Source organism: Aquisediminimonas profunda, from assembly GCF_019443285.1.
In the GTDB taxonomy this organism is placed as follows: Bacteria; Pseudomonadota; Alphaproteobacteria; order Sphingomonadales; family Sphingomonadaceae; genus Aquisediminimonas; species Aquisediminimonas profunda.
This window is the reverse complement of record NZ_CP080327.1, coordinates 1,165,256-1,182,829: the sequence shown is the minus strand read 5'-3', so window position 1 is coordinate 1,182,829 and position 17,574 is coordinate 1,165,256. Positions and strand designations below refer to the sequence as shown.

11 protein-coding genes and 2 pseudogenes are annotated in these 17,574 nt (G+C 54.5%); 7 read left to right on the top strand and 6 right to left on the bottom strand.

Features of this window, described 5'->3' with window-relative positions:
- Nucleotides 1-253: 253 nt before the first annotated feature.
- Nucleotides 254-382, top strand: a pseudogene (locus K0O24_RS16750) (acetyl-CoA C-acyltransferase); the annotation flags it as partial.
- 56 nt (nt 383-438) lie between these two features.
- On the opposite strand, the pseudogene K0O24_RS16745 reads toward K0O24_RS16750, so the two are convergent.
- A pseudogene (locus K0O24_RS16745) lies at nt 439-717 on the bottom strand (aldolase/citrate lyase family protein); the annotation flags it as partial.
- Between the two features lie 140 nt (nt 718-857).
- Entirely contained in the window at nt 858-3,377 is a 2,520-nt protein-coding gene (locus tag K0O24_RS06000; protein ID WP_219894968.1) for a TonB-dependent receptor, read from the bottom strand.
- A 252-nt stretch (nt 3,378-3,629) separates the two neighbouring features.
- Here K0O24_RS06000 and K0O24_RS05995 point away from each other — a divergent pair, with 252 nt between their 5' ends.
- Both K0O24_RS05995 and K0O24_RS05990 read left to right on the top strand, forming a co-directional pair.
- Nucleotides 3,630-4,802, top strand: coding sequence for an acetyl-CoA C-acyltransferase (locus K0O24_RS05995; protein ID WP_219894967.1), 1,173 nt, complete (start codon nt 3,630-3,632; stop codon nt 4,800-4,802).
- A 205-nt stretch (nt 4,803-5,007) separates the two neighbouring features.
- Entirely contained in the window at nt 5,008-6,660 is a 1,653-nt protein-coding gene (locus K0O24_RS05990) for an AMP-binding protein (RefSeq protein ID WP_219894966.1), read from the top strand.
- A gap of 53 nt (nt 6,661-6,713) precedes the next feature.
- Here K0O24_RS05990 and K0O24_RS05985 read toward each other — a convergent pair whose 3' ends face one another.
- The 3 genes from K0O24_RS05985 to K0O24_RS05975 all read right to left on the bottom strand — a co-directional run bounded on the left by K0O24_RS05985 (nt 6,714) and on the right by K0O24_RS05975 (nt 10,849).
- Nucleotides 6,714-7,832 (bottom strand): zinc-dependent alcohol dehydrogenase, encoded by a 1,119-nt coding sequence (locus K0O24_RS05985; protein ID WP_219894965.1) that lies wholly within the window; start codon nt 7,830-7,832, stop codon nt 6,714-6,716.
- A gap of 294 nt (nt 7,833-8,126) precedes the next feature.
- Nucleotides 8,127-9,728, bottom strand: coding sequence for an NtaA/DmoA family FMN-dependent monooxygenase (locus K0O24_RS05980; protein WP_219894964.1), 1,602 nt, complete (start codon nt 9,726-9,728; stop codon nt 8,127-8,129).
- On the bottom strand, nt 9,644-10,849 hold the full coding sequence (locus K0O24_RS05975; RefSeq protein ID WP_219894963.1) for an LLM class flavin-dependent oxidoreductase: 1,206 nt from the start codon (nt 10,847-10,849) through the stop codon (nt 9,644-9,646). The genes K0O24_RS05980 and K0O24_RS05975 overlap by 85 nt, the downstream gene beginning before the upstream one ends.
- A gap of 697 nt (nt 10,850-11,546) precedes the next feature.
- On the opposite strand from K0O24_RS05975, the gene K0O24_RS05970 reads away from it, so the two are divergent.
- From K0O24_RS05970 to K0O24_RS05955, 4 genes are all read left to right on the top strand, one after another.
- Nucleotides 11,547-11,783, top strand: a complete 237-nt coding sequence (locus K0O24_RS05970; RefSeq protein ID WP_219894962.1) for a hypothetical protein — start codon at nt 11,547-11,549, stop codon at nt 11,781-11,783.
- Complete coding sequence (locus K0O24_RS05965) at nt 11,773-12,714, top strand: SDR family NAD(P)-dependent oxidoreductase (RefSeq protein WP_219894961.1); 942 nt, start codon at nt 11,773-11,775, stop codon at nt 12,712-12,714. Before K0O24_RS05970 ends, K0O24_RS05965 begins: the two co-directional genes overlap by 11 nt.
- 494 nt (nt 12,715-13,208) lie before the next feature.
- Entirely contained in the window at nt 13,209-15,626 is a 2,418-nt protein-coding gene (locus K0O24_RS05960) for a TonB-dependent receptor (RefSeq protein WP_219894960.1), read from the top strand.
- A 121-nt stretch (nt 15,627-15,747) separates the two neighbouring features.
- Entirely contained in the window at nt 15,748-16,590 is an 843-nt protein-coding gene (locus K0O24_RS05955) for an NAD(P)-dependent oxidoreductase (protein ID WP_219894959.1), read from the top strand.
- 224 nt (nt 16,591-16,814) lie between these two features.
- Here K0O24_RS05955 and K0O24_RS05950 read toward each other — a convergent pair whose 3' ends face one another.
- The gene (locus tag K0O24_RS05950) at nt 16,815-17,207 is read right to left on the bottom strand and encodes an EthD domain-containing protein (RefSeq protein WP_219894958.1); all 393 of its coding nucleotides are present in this window, start codon (nt 17,205-17,207) and stop codon (nt 16,815-16,817) included.
- Nucleotides 17,208-17,574 lie beyond the last annotated feature (367 nt).

The following is a 17,574-nucleotide window of genomic DNA, read 5'->3' as shown; positions in this document are numbered from 1 at the left end:
TCATAAACTCGGATTTCGAGTCTCCGTAAAACTAGTGCGCTGTAAAACTCGTATTCCGCGTCTAAACCATATTCACGGCCGAATCAAACCTAAATTGACATCAGCTTCACTTTAATTCAATGACGCCTTCAGCGCGTTATCTGCCACGCAGCCTAGAAGCTTCGCCAGCTGCCGCTTTGCATTCGGCTCGGTCTAGAAAGACTGCGCACAGGCTGAGCCAGATTTCAGCGCGCCCTTTGTTATGGAGCTGAACATGCGCGACGCAGTTATCGTTTCGACCGCGAGGACTCCCATATGTCGCGCGCACCGCGGAGCTCTTAATGCGACCCCCACGCCTACACTGGCAGCGCAGGCCATTCGTGCAGCCGTCGAGCGACGGCGGTAGACCCGACCGAGATCGGCGTTCGCATCGAAGCCCAGGAACCCGACGCCAAACACCCGCTTGCCGCGCGAATGTGCCGCATGGCTTGCCTTGTCCCACGCATGTTTCAACCTCTCGGTTTCCAACCGCAGATCAATGCCCATGTCGTTGGAAAGATCACCAGGCCCAAAGAAGAGATAATCGACGCCATCCATCGCAGCAATTCCATCAATTTTTTCAACGCCCTTCCTTATCTCGATGAGGAGAATGGCATTGACGTTGTTTTCCGAATTCTGCGGGTGTCTAGGCCAGCTCTCGGCGCTACAGAAGTTGGCCGCATAAGTCACGGAGCACATTCCGCGCACCTGTGTGGTCGCGGTGCCTAGTCGTCTCGGGTGCCCTGCTCTTACCCGACCGACCATCGACGCCAATCGCTCCCGATCGCACCGCCAGAGGGCGGAAGCGTCGTTGTATCAGGCTCTTGCTCAAGTAGTGCCTAGAATTTCAAACTCAGGTCCATACCATACATTTGCGGCCGACCGACATTTGCCGAGTTAACACCCAGCGCCGTTCCAAGCGGCAGGCCACCAACGTAATACTCCTCATTGAACGCATTCTTAATCCAGGCACCAAGACCGAGCCCTGTACCCAAGACATTTGTCCAATCGAGACGAAAGTTTGTCAGGGAATAGCCCGGCAGTTTGCTTCCCGGATTGATTGTGTTGTCGAGGTTCGAAAAAAAGAAGCTCGACTGCTTGTAGGTGTCCGCGCGCAACTTCAAGGCACCGACGTGTTCTGGGATAGGCAGACTCAGTACAGCATATGCAGAACCCGTCCACTTGGGCGTATCTGCATATGGTCCGTAGAAGAAGTCCTGCTGGAACGGAGACGCTGCGAAAACCGAAACCTTGTTTCGGGAGTACCTTGCCTTTGTGTAAGCACCATTGAATCCCACTTCCAGAAAGTCTGCCGGCTTCAAGCCCACATCAAGCTCGACACCCTTTATCCTTGCGCGAGGTACGCCGACCGTAATACCGATCGCATCGACTGCAGCGGTGAAGGGGTTGTCAACAAACAGCACACGTTGGACGTTCGAGACACGCATTGTATATGCTGAAAGATAGGCATGCACCGGAATGCCACTCAAGCGGTCGTTGAACTTGGCACCGACTTCAAAATCCTGCGCTACCTCGGACTTGAACTTGTCTAGGTTAGCGTAAAGCGTGCCTGTACTAGTGTCCAACACGCTGGGGCGCGTGGTGGCGTTAATACCGCCCGCGCGCCAGCTTTCGCGAGCGGTCGCGTAGAACATGACCGACGGCGCAGCCTGATATTCAAGACCAACGTTCCAGCTCGCACGGTCGTCTTTGAACGGCGGTGTAGTCAGCGGGTAAAAATTGCTGCCCGGCTGGTGAAGTGCAGTAATTTTCGTCCAGGCATATCGTCCGCCGGCGCTAAGCTTCAGGCCCTTGAGCCCCGCCACTTCACCCAGATCAACGGTGACGTGAGCAAAGATCGCCTTGGAGCTCTCCGTGGACTTCCAATGTGCTGTCGACGCTGCCGGGGCAGCATAAGGCTCAAGACCAAAATAGCTTTGGGGATAAATCGTCGTGCCGTTGATTTTCTGCAAGAAGCCGCCGACGATATATTCTATGCTTGCGACCTTACCCTGGAGTTGAATTTCTTCCGTGAAAGACTTGCCAATCACAGTATTTCCAAGCGAGTTGACAGGATCAGTAAGCGGACGACCTGCGTCGTAATTCGTGATGATCAAGAATGGCTCGCCTGTCTGGCCGCTCGAATCCACAGCGCGAGATTCGCTGTAGCCAATTATGTTCTTGAGTTTGGTGTCATCACCAAGTTCAAGTGTGCTCGTGTTGGTGACAAACCAATCACGGCCGCGGTGGATGGACGGGGAATCATCGTCTACATCCCAAAACCCGAGCTGATTATTCTGCTTGCTTAACGCGCCCTCGATGCCACCGGGATTTGCACCCGGGTGAACAGCTAGGTAGCCCGCCCATGCGCCCTGGAATCCAAAGGCCTGATCCATCTGTGGGCCATAGAGGAAATGGACTGAGCAATTGAGGAGCTGCCCTCCGGGCGCGCGATCTCCACATCGATTGAACGAGTATATGCGAGTGCCCGAATTGTTACCTTTGGTCCGCTCATACTGGAAGACTGTCAGGCTCTCGAATGTCTCGCTTGGCTTGGTAAGCAGCGACACACGAAACGCGTCGCTATAAAGTGCGCCAAGCCGGCTGTTGTCGTTCCCCCCGTATACGGGAGCGCTGAAGACATTTTTGATGTAACCATCCCGACGGGAGAGCTTGCCAGCGACACGCAATAGGATCGCGTCACGGACAAGAGGAGCGTTAAATGCAAACTCCGCTGTCTTCGCATCGTAATTGCCGATTCCCAGCCGGACGTAACCGCCCAACTCGCCCCCCGGTCGAGAGGTTGCTGTGAGAATGGCACCACCCGTAGCGTTACGACCGAATAACGTGCCTTGCGGCCCTTTGAGCACCTGAATCGATTCCAGATCGAAATAGGATGCGACACCGCCTGCAGTAAATGGAACTTCGTTGACGTAATTCACAACCGCCGTCGCTGAACCCGAAAATGAGTCTACTGTCTGGCCGCGAATAGCGAAGGTCAGGCTGTTGTTCGTCTGCGTCTCTCGGATCGTAAGACCCGGGACAGCTGCCTGAAGATCAGCTTGCGTGGCAATGCTGCGCTCCCGCAGCGCATCCGCGCCGATTGCAGTAACAGTAGTAGGAACCTTGGCAATGTCTTCACCGCGACGTCGGGCCGTGACGATAATTTCCCCGTCGACTGCGGGGGTCGCGGAGACTTTACTGTCATAGGGGGGAGCAGCAGATTGAGCATAAGCGGTCGTTGCCAATGTCGACACCGACAGCGCCAGAATTGTTGCGGTAGCCACATTTCGCGCCCTCGCTTTAACAAAAACGACATCACGTTTTATGTTCATTTCAACCCCTTCTTCAGCGCGCACTTTCTTGGTCGAACTTAGTGCCTTTTTGCTTCACAATACCTACTATCCTCGTGTTTTGCATCTAATCCAATCTTACGGCAGAATCAAATCAAATTTGACATCAATTTTATTTTAATTCAATGGCGCCTTCCGCGCTTGATCTGTGACGTAGGCTGGTGCTTCGCCAGCTGCCGCTCAGCACTCGTCTCGGTCTGGAAAGACTGCGAATAGGCTGAGCCAGGTTTCAGCGCGCCCTTTGTTATGGAGCTAAACATGCGCGATGCAGTGATCGTTTCGACCGCCAGGACTCCCATAGGCCGCGCGTACCGCGGAGCTTTTAATGCAACCCCCTCGCCTACACTGGCAGCGCATGCCATTCGTGCAGCCGTCGAGCGATCGGCGGTAGACCCGACCGAGATTGACGACGTACTAATTGGATGCGCAATGCCCCAGGCTGCCCAGCAAACGATCGGACGGACTGCAGCGCTTCGCGCGGGCCTGCCCGTTTCGGTTGCCGGCATGACAATTGACCGTCAATGTTCTTCGGGACTCATGGCAATCGCGACCGCCGCAAAACAGGTCATTGTCGATCGCATGGATGTGGTTGTGGCCGGCGGCGTCGAGTCGATTTCACTTGTGCAAACACCCGAATTGAGGATCGCGCACGACCCGGAATTGAGTGCCATGGTGCCAGACATCTACATGCCCATGCTGCACACTGCCGAGACAGTTGCAAACCGTTACGGGATCTCGCGGGAGCGCCAAGACGCCTACGGACTGCGCTCGCAACAGCTTACTGCAAAAGCACAACAGGCCCGCGCGTTTGATGCCGAAATCGTGGCAGTGACAACTAGAATGCTTTTGACCGACAAGGAAACGGGCGAAGCCTATAGCAAGGAAGTCACACTGTCGAAGGATGAGGGCAACCGCCCCGACACAAATTTGCAGGGCCTTTCTGCATTGAAGGCCGTATTGGAGGGCGGCTGCATCACGGGCGGCAATGCCTCGCAATTGTCCGATGGCGCCTCGGCTTGTGTCATCATGACGAGCCAGGACGCCGGGAGGAGAGGTCTGGCGCCGCTTGGGCGCTATGTCGGCATGGAGGTTGCGGGCACGGAGCCAGACGAGATGGGCATTGGTCCGGTCGTCGCAGTACCCAAGTTGCTCAGACGCTTTGGCCTGGGGATGGACGATATCGGACTATGGGAATTGAACGAGGCATTCGCGGTTCAGGTCCTTTATTGCCAGGACGTGCTGGGCATTCCGGATGAAAGGCTGAATGTCAACGGCGGCGCAATTTCGATCGGGCATCCCTATGGCATGTCTGGAGCCCGAATGGTTGGCCACGCGTTGATCGAGGGCAAAAGGCGGGGAGTCAAAAACGTCGTCATAACGATGTGCGTCGGCGGGGGTATGGGAGCAGCTGGTCTGTTCGAGGTTCTTTGAATCCTTGTCCACATGGAAGATGAGATGGTGTGATCATTGCCCAACGACATATGAGAAAAGATCACAGTCGTTCAATCTGTGGGTGTGAAACAAGCGGGCGAAAGCACCACTCACATTTTGCAAAGCGCAGAGCACCCGATCTCAAGACGCATTGAAAGTCTGGCATCGCGGGAATACTTCCCGCTCGTAATTAGGAAGAACAAGAATGAGTGCGAAGACGCAGGCGATAGTAGACAAGAGAGTGGCATCTTTGATCGAAACATTCTCGGCGGCGAATGCCTCGGCTGCTGATTTGCTGTGCGATCGGCATCCCGCGGCGAGGCTCGCTTACAGAGTCATTGAGGCTGACCTCAGACAAAGTGACCTCACTTATGGCGAGTTGCGAGAAGAGTCGGAGAAATTTGCAGCTGCTCTATCCCGTCTAGGAATCGGGCCGGGCGATCGCGTTGCCACGCTGATGGGAAAGAGCCGGGAGTTTCTCATCGTGCTGATGGGGATCTGGCGCCTTGGAGCCGTCCATGTTCCATTGTTCACGGCATTTGCGCCTGCGGCAATCGCAGTTCGGCTTATCGGCAGCCAAGCAAAAGCAGTCGTGAGCGATTCCGACCATATCTCGAAGCTGTCCCCGAGTGCGGATATGCCGAACGATCCAAGCTGGAAGCTTATCTGCAACGGGAAGGCGGAGGAAACTGAGCTTTCGCTGGCAGAGCTGATGTACGGGGAGTCGCCGGGATATCCAGCCGCAGCGTTGGGAGGAGATGCACCCTTTATTCACATTTACACGTCCGGCACGACTGGCGCGCCCAAGGGCGTCGTTGTGCCACTCCGCGCCTTGGCCAGCTTTCAGACCTATGCCGAGTTCGGGTTGGGACTGCGCGCAGATGATGTGTTTTGGTGTGCGGCCGATCCAGGCTGGGCGTATGGGCTATACTTTGGCATCCTGGCAACTTTCACCACCGGGGTTCCGAGCATCCTTTTGGCAGGCAATTTTGCGCCTGAATCAACAATGGCTGTGCTCGCCGGACAGAAGGTGACGAATTTTGCGGCTGCGCCAACAGTATATCGTTCACTCCGTTCGTCCCGCATCGCCGTGCCAACAGGTCTGGCGTTGCGTTGCGCCTCGAGCGCTGGAGAACCGCTCACTCCGGATGTTAATCAATGGGCAGAGCGCGAGCTGGGAGTCACCGTACACGACCATTACGGCCAGACCGAAACGGGGATGCTCATCAATAATCACCAGCACGAGCTTTTGCGCTACCCGATCCGGACGGGGTCGATGGGACACGGGATGCCGGGCTGGCGCGCTGTCGTTCTCGACCTCGAGAGCGATCACGAACTCCCGCCGGGCCAGACCGGTCGCATTGCAATGGACCTTTCGCAAAGCCCGCTACAATGGCTTTCTGGATATGACGGTGTCCCAGGGCGGTGGCTTGGAAAGGTTTCCGACGATGGCCGATGGTATTTCACGGGCGATCTCGGCAGCATCAGCGAAGATGGCTATTTTTCCTTCGGCTCGCGTGACGACGATGTCATTCTTATGGCCGGCTATCGCATCGGACCCTTTGAAGTGGAATCGATCCTGGTGCTGCACCCGTCAGTATCAGAGGCCGCAGTGATCGCTGTGCCTGACGATGTCAGGGGCGAAATCATGGAGGCGTTTGTCACTTTGGAGGCGGGGCACGTTGGCTCACCGGAACTCGAAGACGAAATAAAACATTGGGTCAAAACGAAGTACGCTGCACACGCATTCCCGCGCCGTGTCCATTTCGCATCACAACTACCGAAGACACCGAGCGGCAAGGTGCAGCGGTTTGTCCTCAAGCAACAACGTTTGGAGGAACTGGGCCTCGCGAAGTGAGGGAGGCCAGAGGCTCTTCCACCCCTTAGAACTCTGGAACAGCCTGCATTGCTTCAACGGCCGTCAAGTGATGGTTCGATAACAACTTTGATCGGGACTTCGTCGGTCTGATACGCGGCCACGCGTATGGCATGCTCGCAATCCTTCAGGCCAAAGGAGTGTGTGACCATCTCGCCAACGTCGATGCCCTGCGACTTCAATCGCTGTGCAAGCTCGAAGCCACGATCCACGAAATAGGGATGCGACATCGGGTTGAGGACAGTCACCTCCTTCATGAGAAGTGTCATCCAATTTACGGGTTGCTCAAGGGGCTTTGGCCAGCTGATGTGAACGACCGTCCCCATCGGCTTGACCAACTCCAGCGCAAGTTGCTTGGCTGGCGCCGATCCTGCCGTTTCGATCACGGAGTCGACTTCCCCCACAATGGCCCTGATCGCTTCTGCGACCTGCTGATGTGTCTCCTTCCCGGAAATCGCCATGGTTTCCGCTGTTGCGAATTTGGCGGCAAACTCGAGACGGGTGGCGTCGCGCTCCAGTCCCACGACCAGCACCTTGGCACCAACGTCAACCGCGGCAAGTGCACAACCGATTCCCTGGGGGCCAGGGCCGATGACAACGACTGTCTGTCCGGCGGCAGACTTTGCCAGTTCGGACCATCTGGCAGAATTTGCTAGCAAAGAACATGCGACCAATGCCGTATTGAGGGAAAGATCATTGGGCACGCGGTAAACCAGCGCTTCGGGTGGGACGAAGACGTGCGTTGCGTATCCACCCCAAAGATGCGGCGGCTCAGCGCAATTACGCGTGCCGTAACCGTTCTTGCCCAAGCCATTGCGACAGAGATAGTACTGGTTCTGCAAACAGGACGGGCATTTGTTGCATGGCCACTTTGCTTCCACAGCGACGACGTCGCCCAGCTTCAGGCTGCGCCTCGCTGCTGCATCGTCCCCGATTGCAACAACCTTGCCGATTATCTCATCCCCGAAGACCACCGGAGCATTGTTGTTGATGAACTCCATTTCACCGTTGAACATATGAAGTTCAGAACCATCGACTCCCGCCACCAGAACTTCAATCAACATGTCACCATCGGCAATATGCGGTATCGGAAATTGCCGCAGCGCAAATGTTTCTGGCTTCTCATAAATCACGGCAGAGGCAAATTTGTCCATGACACACCCTCTTTTGGACGCTGAACGACGAAAGGGCCGTCGTTATCTAAATAGCTGCGCCATCCCTAAACATTGTTCGCCAACGATGCAATAGTGATAGTGATGTCGTTTTTTTATTAAAGCGATCGGGCAAGCGGCGTTTGCATGCCTGCAGAGGTTAAGGAGTGGCTTTAGTGCTCAACCGCCGGATACAAGGCACGCGGCCTCGTGGTCCGGCGGGGATGGATGATGGCGAGGCTACCTCCAAGACCAAAACTTGTTGGCTGGCCTATGGCTGCTATGCCCGCCTTGTCTTCAGGCCGCCACATCAGCCAGATTGGAAGCTAAAGGTGCCGCTGTGACAGGGTCCGTCTCCAATATGGAGGGGCTGGACCAAATCAATTTGCGAACCTTAGCTGCGGGATGCCTTTCACCAAGCCGAGGACCTGCGCCGAACAGCTTTTCGCGGAAAGTGCCGGGCGCATACTCGGACTGCATGAGGCCACGCCGCTTGAGGACCGGGCAAACCTGATCAATGAATGTATAGACTTCGCCCACACCACTCATCTGCTGATAATTGATGCCTGTAACGCCAAGGTTGAGCCACTCCTCAATTTCGTCAGCGGCCTGATCCGGCGTGCCCACAAAGCGGTTGGAGATGAGGAAGTTCGCAATATCCCGGAACGTCGCATTCCTGTTCGGCGCAGCATCGACAAAAGCCCGGAATCCGCCCTTGACCGCGTCGCCTGAAAACTGTCCTACTGGCGTGTCAATGTCCACTGCGCTGAGATCGAGCCCCATGATGGAGCTCATATACGCGAGGCCGTACTCTGTTTCGCGATAGGCCTCTTGGATTTCCCGGTCTTTGCGCCGCGCTTCTTCCTCGGTCGAGCCGATTATGTATGAGCGGCCCGCAAGCATATGCATGTCCTCTGCCTTGCGGCCATTTGCAACCAGGCGTTTTCGGAGATCTTCCACCACCCGGCGCAGAGACTCGGGCTGGTTCACCGAAGAGCCGACGATGAACGCTCCTTCAGCATGTCTGGCCGAGAATGTGCGTCCTTCCTCAGAAGTTCCGGCTTGGAAGAGCACGGGCATCCTCTGCGGAGAAGGCGGAACCATATTGATTCCAGGTACCTTGTAGAATTTCCCCGCGTGGTGAATCCGGTGACACTTCGATGGATCGACGAACTTGCGCGATTCGAAATCGCGCAGAAGGGCGTCGTCTTCCCAGGAGCCCTCGAGCAACTTGTAAAGCACGTCAACGTATTCTTCCAGGCGCTGGTATCGATCAACATGAGATTCCGCACCATCAAAGCCCTGGTTCTGCCAGGCAGACCTTTGGAACGACGTGACCATGTTCCACCCGACCCGCCCGCCTGTGATATGGTCGAGTGTTGCGACTTTTCTTGCAAATACATAGGGGTGATACTGGATGACGTTGGCACTGATCCCGAAACCGATATGGGTCGTGGAAGAGGCGAGAGCCGCGGCAAGTGTCCACGGATCCCCAATCGGATACTGCACTGCCATTTCAAGCGTGGGCGCGGCTGAGTTCCTGTAAGCGTCGTGCAGACCGGAGTGATCTGCCCAGAAGAACGTATCGAACTTTGCCTTCTCAAGGTCCTGGGCCAACTTGATCCAGTGGCTTAGGTTCAGAAAATCGAAATCCCTGGCGTTATCCCCATACCAAAGGTTCGGTGGAGCTGCCGGCGAAAAGTCACCAAACATCGAGAAGCGCATTGGCTTCCTGGAAGTATCAGTCATGATTACATCTCCGTGAATTACAATTTTAAAAGTTGAGGCTGCCTTACGATTGGAGTCCTGTGACTTCAGGCGGCCGCAACACATTCCAATGGTGCAGAGGCGGAAAGTTGTGGAATAACTTCCTTGCCGAGCAAATTGATGCTTGAGCAAACCTGCTCGTGACTCAAATGCCCGAACTGTTGAAGGGTGAGTAGGCGATCGACACCGATCGACTGGATCTTCTTGATCTTTCGCAAGCAAGTGTCAGGGTCGCCGAAGATGACTGAATCTATACCTGCCAATCCCTCATAAGCTTCTTCAGGATCGATCGGCATCCCGAGATACTGCCTGTTCAAGAGGCGGATCACGGGATGAGGATCATCGGGGTCGCAGGCCTCTGGTGCCCTATTAGCATAGCTCTGCTGGCGCCAGCTGACATCATCGAGCGCCGCTGATCCACGGACGCCGGCTATAAGGCCTTCCCGCGGCACCTTGAAATATGATGCCGCACGATTCACGTACCACATCGCTGATTCAGCAGCGCGGCTTTCGATTGCAGCCTCCCTGCTGGGAGCGCAATGGGTGAAGGTAAAGAGAGCATAGTCGAGATTGGGCTGACCAATGTCGCTAGAGCGCTCCTCGGCACCCTTCTCGAATTCTCTCTTGAGCGCGATCGTCTTGTCGAGCGATTCCATGACTGTAACGCCAAGAAAGCCGAGACCCAAGCGACCAGCATTGTGGGCCCCCTCAAGTGACTGCCCGCAGGCCCAAAGACGTGGAAACTTCTGCAGCGGCTTAGGAACAACATTCATCTCAGGTATGCGAACCTGATCGCTATTCCAGCTGAACGGCTCATCTGCCCACATCTTTGGAAGCATCGCCGACAGCTCGTTAAACTGGGCCTGGGTCACCTCTTTTGGGACATCAAATACTTCCCATTCGTTGGCAGACGACCTCGCGAGACCCAACTCCAGACGACCATTGCTGAGAATGTCGAGCATTGCTGCGCGTTCTGCAATGCGAACCGGGTGATTGACCTTGAACGGCGTAAGCACTCCTGCATGACCAACCCGCAGTCTCTTCGTCGTCATGGCCAAAGCGACGTGAAACAATTCCGGCGCAGACGAAAGGCTGAATTCGGTCGCTCCGTGATGCTCCACGGTCCACCAAGCGCCATAGCCCAGCTCGTCCGCCAACCTTCCCTGCTCAATGGCGTTCCTGAAGACTGAAGCCTCACCTTTCGACGACCAATCTTCAGCTCGCTGCAGTTCCGCAAAAATGTCAATAATCATCAATAATTCCCCTCCTGAAGGCAGGTGAGTATTTCAATATTTTGGAATATATATCACAATATTGTCTATTATATTTATATAGTTCGATTCTTTAATTACCATTCCGACTATATTATTTATAAAAGGTAATATTTTTATTTCTATTCATATAGAATTATTTCGATCTATCCTCCCGCCCACCAAATGCTGCACCTTGTCGGCGTTTAGGCGCAAGACTGCGGCTTACATTGATCTAAATCAAAAACCTAAAACTGATGCCATTAATGTTTTTAATTCATGGCATCTCTGCAGAGGAGGGCCTGATACCGGACGTGCGATTGCACAGATTCGGGTGTTGGCCGACTGTCAGCAAGCAGGCTCACTGCATCTCGGCATAAACGTCTGAAACATGGGTGTGCATTGCGACGCAAACTTCAAGCCATACGAAAATACAAGAAAGAGCCTCAACCAGAGCCCTTACCCATCGAAACACGGCATCTGACGCCGCCACTGACATTTATAGTAAGACGATGTCATATTCACTATTGAGTAATTCCAGACCCTGCACTAGGGCTGGACGAGGATGAACTGTCCGATCGAACGTACATTTTGTAAGATGGCTCTGTTCTAGAAGTTGGTCACCGCATTCAATCTGATGGCGATGTTTCGACGGGTGACACATTAGTTCGAACTTGCTGCGTGATTCAGGGCTGAGGGCATGCATTCAGGCAATATTGGCAGTGGCGCGTTGGCTTTGAAAAGCCGCTCAGGCACGATGAACGGCGCGGGAGCAAGCTTCGCTGCGGTCGGCCAAGCCCAATCGGATTCGTTTAGATTCGCACTTGATCCGGCAGTTGGCGCCGGCTGGCATTCTACTCAATCGTCTGATCAAGTTAAGCAACGTCAGATTTCCTCTCATTACAATTTCAAGGGCTGGACGAGAAATGGTGGTTGATGAAATTCGATTCGATGGACGCGTAGCGATTGTCACTGGAGCGGGAAACGGCATTGGGCGTGCACATGCATTGGCATTGGCCAAGCGCGGTGCATCGGTTGTGGTAAATGACCTTGGAGGACAGGTCGACGGAACCGGGAGTTCAAGAGCGAGTGCCGATGCCGTGGTTGAGGAAATACGTTCTGCCGGTGGGGTTGCCGTGGCATCATACGAAAGCGTGGCGACCCCGCAGGGAGGCGAAGCTATCGTGCGCACTGCTCTCAATAAATTTGGTAAGCTCGACATCTTGATCAACAATGCTGGAATTTTAAGGCAGAGGCGATTTACCGAAGGAACGGTTGGGGAGCTGGAGCTGACGCTTGCGACACATGTGCACGGTGCCGTTTACGTCACTCAACCAGCCTATGCGGCAATGCGGGCAGAAAATTATGGGCGCATCGTCTTTACCACTTCGACTGCCGGTCTCTATGGTTTGCCGGGATTGTCATTTTATGGAGCTGCAAAAGGTGCGGTCATCGGGCTTATGAATGCCGTTGCAATTGAGGGCCGTGAGTATGGCATCATGAGCAACGCAATTTCTCCAGGCGCTTTGACCCGCATGGCAACGTCGGATGCAGTCCCTGATGAAGAGTTTCGGTCAGTCCTCGAAGCCATGGCGAAACTTCAGACGGCGATGTCGCCAGAATTCGTGACGCCGCTCGCGCTTTTTCTGGTTAGCGAGCAGTGCAATGTGACGAGGTCGATCTATTCCGCTATCGCAGGTCGCTTTGCGCGCAATTTCATTGGCAGTGCCAAAGGATGGCAGGGATCAATTCAGGAACCATCTACTCCGGAAGACGTCGCGCGCAATTGGGACATTATCAATGAACTCAACGGTTTCATAATGCCGGACGACGGTAACGGCGAATTGCGGTTCGTCTTAGAAAATTGATTCTGGTTGTCTTGTCGTTCCGCCACAATGGCAGTGCCGAATTTGCCATGCAAAGACTCGCCCGTAGTATTGGCGGTGGCGCTCACAAGAGTTGGAGGGATCCATGCATCTACCTCGACGTTTCATAGCTTGCTTCATGGCAGAGCACCGCACCACAAATTTCTTTTGCGATAGTGACATCACTCAACAAATCCGTTTCGTGTCACGCTAGATCTCTTGGTTAGGCAGGACGGAAAACCGCCATCAATTGGAACGCAGCGAAGCACCGCATTCTTGAGAGCAGACGCAACATTGCGTCACGATTAATTCCCTTCATCGCAGAAACAAAATGAGTCTTATGAGAGGGGTTGCAAAAAAACGAATATGACGTCACAATTGCTCTACAGGGTTGATCGAGGAATGGTGCGTATTGGAATTGGACCAATGACAATCTGATGTCCGGTCGCCACCCTGCAGAGCAATGACAGCATCAAGTCAACCGTGGGAGGTGCAACATGATGGTACGACTTTTCGATCGAAATTCCGGGGCCGGACGAACCGGACTAATCCTTTTTCTTGCGCTCACGACATCGACCTTTGCGGTCGCTGCACAGGCTCAGACCGCGCCTGAGAAACCAAGTGAGCCACAGGGAGAGCAGGCCAACAGCGACTGGGATATTGTGGTAACCGCCCGCAAACAGAGCGAGCGTGTTTCCGATGTGCCGATTGCGATCCAGGCCATGTCGTCCGAGCAGATCGAGCGTTATGCGACCACGACTTTCAGCAGTCTTGCCACGCAGGTCCCCGGCCTTTCAATCGGAAATTCGTCGAGTCCTAATTCAGCAGTCGTCAATTTGCGCGGAATTGGCTCGGGCACCAGTTCAGCCACATTGGACCAGGCAGTGTCGGTCAATCTGGATGGTCTCCAAGTAAGTCAAGGCAACCTTCTGAGGCTGGGATTCCATGACCTTGAACGTATCGAGGTGCTCAAGGGTCCGCAGGCCCTATTCTATGGCAAGAACAGCCCCGGGGGCGTTATTTCGCTTGTTTCAGCCAATCCGGGCCGAGAATTCGAAGCAAGCCTCAGGACCGGATATGAGGCCTATGCCGGGCAAAAGTTTGTTGAGGCTATGGTTTCTGCGCCTCTCGCCGACGGACTGGGCATACGTATTGTCGGCTATGCCGCTGATCAGTCCGGCTGGTTCCGCAACGTCGCCCCAAATTCGTCACACAAGAAGCTGGGTGATCGTAGGGATTATTTCTTCAGAGGCACGCTACGTTACGAGTCTGGATCCTTCGACAACACTCTGAAGGTGTCCTATGCACAGTCGGACAATCATTCGGGCCAGGCCAACAGCGCTCAAATGTTTGCTTGTCCCTTGGGTCGGCCCTTTTTCGAGACGGCGATACCAGCCTTGCCATGCAAGCTTGATCGCTTCACTGTTGACAGTGACTCCAGCGCGGCGGCACAGGCAGCGAATCCTCTGATCAAGGGGCCGACCAAAGGCGCCCAACGACAAGTTGCCGTCATTGACAGCGCGAACCTACAGGTAGGGGATGCCCTCTCTCTCGCATCAGTTACGACCTATTATTATGGCACCGATCTCTACAACAACAATGTCAGTTGGACGACACTTACCCTTATCCCCGCTTATGACAAGAACCGCACCCGGCAGTTTACGCAAGAAGTTAGGGCAACATCTTCATATGACGGCCCTGTCAATTTCATGGCCGGCGGCTTCTATCAACGCAACAAGTTTCGGGACCATGGCCTGGTCTTGCTCGACATGGGCGCGGCGTTCTTCCAAGTTCCGAATGGAATTCCCATAACCTACTATCATCAGATTACGGACCTTGATACCGAAGCATATTCGGTATTTGGACAGGTGACGTTCCAGGTCGCGTCCAAAGTTGATTTCAACATTGGCGGAAGATACTCCCATGAAGTCAAGAAAATTTCCGCCACAGCAGTGGATGCAGGTCTGGTTGACGCCGTTACGGGACCGATCACTTATCCCAAGCCGAGGTCTAGCTACGACAACTTTTCACCTGAGATGACACTTCGATACAAGCCGACCGAAGACCTGATGCTGTATGGCACCTACAGGCATGGTTTCGTGTCGGGGGGCTATGTCACCGGGCCTGACCGTGCGCCATATAATCAGTCGAATGTGAAGGGTGGCGAAGTCGGCGCAAAGGGTTTGCTGCTAGACCGCCAACTCAAGTTCGATGTGGCAGCTTACAGCTACAAATATAATGGACTGCAGTTATCGGCCTTCGACGGTGCCACTCTCGCCTACAAGATCACGAACGCGACAGGCGGCAAGAGCTACGGCGTCGACCTGGCGATGGAATTCCGGCCGCAAGCTGTTCCAGGGCTGTCATTGCGGGGTTCCTTGGCTTGGAACCATGCCCGCTACGGGGACTTCCGCACAGCGGCGTGCTACACCGGGCAAACTCCAGCGCAAGGCTGCAACCTTAACCCGGTTGTAAATCCTTTCACCGGCATCAGCGCGTTCCAAAGCCAGGATCTCAGTGGCCGTCGCCTGTTGCGTGCGGCCGACTGGTTCGGAAACATCGGCGCCACTTACGAGTCGGAGATTAGCGGCGGCAAGACCTTGAGCCTGTCTGCCGATGCGGCCTACAAGAGCTCTTATCAGCCGATGCTTGAGATGGATCCCCGAGCAAATCAGAAATCATCCTGGTTGTTTAATGCCTCTATCGCACTGCGTGCATCAAACAATGCTTGGGAGGCTGCACTGATCGGGAAGAACCTGACCAACGTCCTGCGCGTCAGCGAGGCAAACGCCGCTGGCCTGACCGGCAGTGGGACTGGTACTTCCTCGGGCTTCCTGGGCGATCTCGTCGGGCAGCCAAACGAGCCGCGCGCGGTTATGTTCCAGCTCACGCTTCGGAACTCGCTGTTCCAGTGAGGATGATGACTAAGTGATTTAACCGCAACAGGGCAGCCATTCCAATCGGAGCGGCCGCCTCTTCTTCGTCAGAGGCGTTTCGCGCCTTCAGTTGGTAAACCATATTCCGGAGCAGTTTCCCATGACCAGCAAATACAAAGGAGTGGTCGGCTACATAGGCCTTGGAGACATGGGAAGCGGCATAGCAGCACACCTCGCTGAAGTCGGTGTCAAACTGGTCGTCTTCGATCTGAACACGGCTGCGATCGATAATATGGTCGCGAAGGGTGCTCGCGGCGCAGGGTCATTAGAGGAAGTCGCTGCCTCAGCTGATGTCATTGTGATTTGTGTCGACCCCGAAGCGCAAGTCAGGAATGTTCTGGACGGGCTGGTGCCGCACATGAGAGCGGGCCAGGCGGTCATTATTCAATCTTCAATACCTCCGCAGTGGCTGGGTGAAATGGCAAAACAGGTTGCGACTGTAGGTGCAACGCTATTTGATGCTCCTGTGAGCGGAAGCTATGAAGACCGGAAGAATGGGACACTTTCGGTCCTCACCGGCGCGAGCGAGAACGACGTAGGCCAAGTGAAGGATCTGCTGGAATCGATAGGTCGCCCGCTCTATTTTGATGTCTTGGGCGGAGGCGAAGTCGCGAAGCTTGCCAACAACGCCATCATGATGGTGACCCGACTCGCTGTTGCCGAGACAATGGCCTATGCCCGCGCTTGGGGCCTGCCCGAAGAAAGTCTGGTCAAGGCGGTAAAGATCAGCAGCGGTTCCTGCTTTGTGATCGACAATCTCGGCTATTTCGATCAGCACGTCCGCAGCGGGTTTGGCACCAAAATGGCAATCAAACAGTCTGCGGAAATTCTCGATACGGCCAAAGCACGCAATGTACGATTGAGAATGCTCGAAGCCGCTCTTGGCTTCACAGGGGAGATTGACGGCGAGCGTCAATCCTATCTCCTTGCGAAGAATCAGTAATCTAAAAGTCGCAAAATGATTGCATGCATGGGCGCCTTTGTCGGCAGCTATATTCAGTTGCGATTGAGCCACATGCTTCCGATGAGAAGGTCAGCGATCATTCGACTTCGCACATGATCAAACGAAGGAATCTGGATTCCACCCAGAATACTGGGATCTAACGCCCAATGGGCTGAAGCTTGCGCCTGCAGCAACCGTATATCGACCTTGCACGACGCTGCAAATTAGCCCTCATCGGTTCTCTGCTGAAACGCGCTTTGATCTGTGGAGAACTCCTCGAACAACAACATCCTTGACGCCGACCGATCCATGAACTGCTCTTCATCGGCAATTATGACCGGAGCGATATCTGGACGTGAGACGAATTCCGCCATGGCCTCGAACTCTTCCCGATTGCGGAACCAAACCTCGGTGATCACGTCATAGTCCGGCTCCGCGGTGCTTCCATCCTCGAAAGGATCGAACTTGCCGTCCTCGATTCTGTAATTCCGGCGATAATCCATTACTGGCGGGCACATTTTTAAGATCAGCGGAACATGTCCGTTCTCGTAGCGATCCTTCATCTCTTCGAGAGTCAAGCCTGGCCTGCGCTTGAAATGGCATATCATCTTCAGCATCGATCTTTATCCTTCGATATCCCTACAGCCGGTCTCTTCCGGAGCGACCTTTTGACTTGTTGTCCGGCCTCGGCTTGTTCCCAAGCGTCCACGTCGCCAATTATAATGCTATTGCGAATGTTATCCGGAAAGGGCAACAAACTAAAGTAGAGAACATGACTTCATTTTAACATTTATGCGATTGCCCGTCAAAGGGGCAGATGCCAAAATCAAGGAATGATAAATGGATAAGACCATGAAGCGGCTGCCTGTTATCACTGTCACTGGCAACCCGCTCAACATTTTGCCCTTAGACTGCGCGAATGGGCAGAGGCATCGGGCAACTGATGCAGCTAGACGGGCATGCGCGCGCCGGAAACAGCGGGAC